This is a genomic window from Rhizobium pantanalense, assembly GCF_030182525.1.
Taxonomy (GTDB): domain Bacteria; phylum Pseudomonadota; class Alphaproteobacteria; order Rhizobiales; family Rhizobiaceae; genus Rhizobium.
Genome location: NZ_JAQJCH010000035.1, coordinates 1 through 1,766, shown reverse-complemented (window position 1 = coordinate 1,766; position 1,766 = coordinate 1). Strand labels below are relative to the sequence as shown.

The 1,766-nt window shown below is 54.5% G+C and carries 2 protein-coding genes; one reads left to right on the top strand and one right to left on the bottom strand.

The genetic code is table 11. From position 1 onward, the window contains the following. Nucleotides 1–295: hypothetical protein (locus PH558_RS33985; RefSeq protein ID WP_285208557.1), on the top strand; the 295-nt coding region annotated here is incomplete at its 5' end. Here PH558_RS33985 and PH558_RS33980 read toward each other — a convergent pair. Further along, a complete protein-coding gene (locus PH558_RS33980; protein ID WP_285208556.1) occupies nucleotides 292–1,281 on the bottom strand; it encodes a protein rep in 990 nt (329 codons plus the stop codon). The two genes, PH558_RS33985 and PH558_RS33980, sit on opposite strands and share 4 nt — an antisense overlap. Nucleotides 1,282–1,766: the final 485 nt, after the last annotated feature.

The window sequence follows — 1,766 nt, the reverse complement described above, 5'->3', positions numbered from 1 at the left end:
TACCACGGCCGTGCAAAATTCTGGCGAACGGACAGCGAATTATTTTGCCATTTTTGTCGCGCAGCTCCGCCACGCGTTCGACAAGCTGGCGGCACAGAACACCCACGAAGTGCGCACTTATACAAACTTCACTTCGTTTCGTTTGTCGTGCGATCTGCGATGCTCAAAAAACCGAGAAACGGCGGGAATTTTCGGGACGGGAATTTTCGGGACAGGATGTGCAATTGTAATACCGTCACACGCGACGCTATCACAATTGCCATCTGGTCAGGGCTGCACCCCGACACCCTGCTAGTCTGATTCAGTTTTATCTTTCGTCGGTGAGTGACGGTACTTTCTGACCTCGGTTTTCCACTCGAACGCGATGCGTGAACCGTCATCGTCACCCTCGGAAATATCATCCCCAATCACCATGTCGGCATCGGTTTCCTGATCGAGCTTCAGTACGTCTTTGAGTGCACCGCCGGTCGCCACAAAGCGGCGCTTGTGCGTCTGGCGGGTCAGTTCGAGGAACCATTCAGGATCGGCCACCATGTCAGCCGGCTTCGTGGAATATTTCAGGGTTTCGGCCACCGCACCGCGCACCAGTTCGGCAGTGGCACCGGCCAGCGATTCGCCATCCTTTGGCTTACGGGGTTTTACTGCCCGGACATCAACATTCGGGTCGTAACTGACCCGCAGGCACTCCCGCCAGAGTTCAACCCAGCGAGCATGTTTTACGTAACCGTCACCAGATAGCATTGAGGGCGGCACCATCATCAGGGTGTGGAAGTGGGGATGTGCGCTGCCGTCACTGCTGCGGGTGACTTCCGTGGTGCGTATCCAGCCCTGAACAGGCCGGAACTCCTTGCGATCCTTCAGTCGCTGGAAAGCTGCATTCATCCGGTTCAGCATCTCGCCCAGCTCCCCGATCGCACAGTTGCGCACGGTCAGGGTCAGGAACATCCAGCGGGCATCAGGGTAATCCGCCACGATACGCGGCAGGGACTGGTAGAAACGGGCTTGCCACATCAGGGAGCGCCTCCACTGGCAGACAGGACAGTGCCGGACACGGCAGAAATGCGCCTCACGCAGCCTCAGACGCGTTTCTCCGGTTTCCTTGAGGGTAGACCACCCGAAACGCAATAAACCGCCACAGAGGGCCATACGCGCCCCGTAGCGCTCATATTCGGCCGCAAGCAGGTAAATCCCTCCCACGTCGTCAGAAACGCTTCTGTGAGCGTCCCAGGGCGCATCTGAGGGGGAATAGTCCGTGAGGTTCTGGAGTTCAGGATTTTTCATGCACACCACCCGATTGTGGGCGATGGCTCATCTGACGTGTTATCATTGCCATATCACCTGTGTTAGCCGTATCACCAATTCGAATCTCTACAGGTGGTCACGCCCCCGAACGATGCCCGTCGTTGCGGGGGTCGCTTTTAACGCGACCACTTCCGACAGAATACTTCCAAACCCATTTCGGAGCAAATGTGCCCTCAAGCCTTGCGGGACAAGGGCTGGAGGCCAATTTGAATCCCAGAGTTATCCCTTAAGTATAAATACAAGGAACGCGCGCGAGCTTTGAGCAAAAAATAAACGCAAAATCAGCGCTTTTTCACAACCAAAAACCTCAACAACACCAGAAGCGGGATCGCAATGCTAAGCGCCGCATCAATGCGATCAAAAGCCTCAAAAAACATCTTCACCTCCCACAAAGTTTTATAAATCTATCTGGTTTGTGATTTTCGCATCCGTGTTTTCGTTTTGCAGTACTGCCAATTTAATTT